The following is a 418-nucleotide window of genomic DNA, read 5'->3' as shown; positions in this document are numbered from 1 at the left end:
TTTTAGGATCTGTTAACATTTGCTGTATAAAAAAATAGCGAGATAGTAAAATTAAATCGCCAAACCCAATTTTACCCTCGCTATGCCTCGTACAATGCTGAATGATCAACACTGGTCTAAGTTACTCTATATTTTCCGTAATTTTGACATTTATTACAAACCAAATCTACGGAATTTTGTAGAGGGTATTCTTTACCGTATAAGAACAGGCTGCTCTTGGCGTGATCTGCCAAAAGAATTTGGTTTGTATAACTCAATATTTAAAAAATATAATCGTTGGTGTAAAAACCATAAACTCATGAAAATTTTTAAATTAATTTCTTCAAATGCTGATGTTGAATGGGTTTTTATTGACGGTAGTCATGTTCGGGCACACCAACATTCTTCTGGAATAAAAGATCAGGATATTTCTAAAAGT

1 protein-coding gene is annotated in these 418 nt (G+C 32.3%); it reads left to right on the top strand.

What is annotated here, in order from left to right:
• Positions 1–82: 82 nt before the first annotated feature.
• On the top strand, positions 83–418 hold a 336-nt coding region (locus GGG_RS0119200; protein ID WP_034600278.1), incomplete at its 3' end, for a transposase.

Origin of the sequence: Acinetobacter sp. P8-3-8 (genome assembly GCF_000214135.1) — a bacterium.
GTDB lineage: Bacteria > Pseudomonadota > Gammaproteobacteria > Pseudomonadales > Moraxellaceae > Acinetobacter.
The sequence above is the reverse complement of the archived record's forward strand: the minus strand, read 5'-3'. Positions and strand labels throughout refer to the sequence as shown.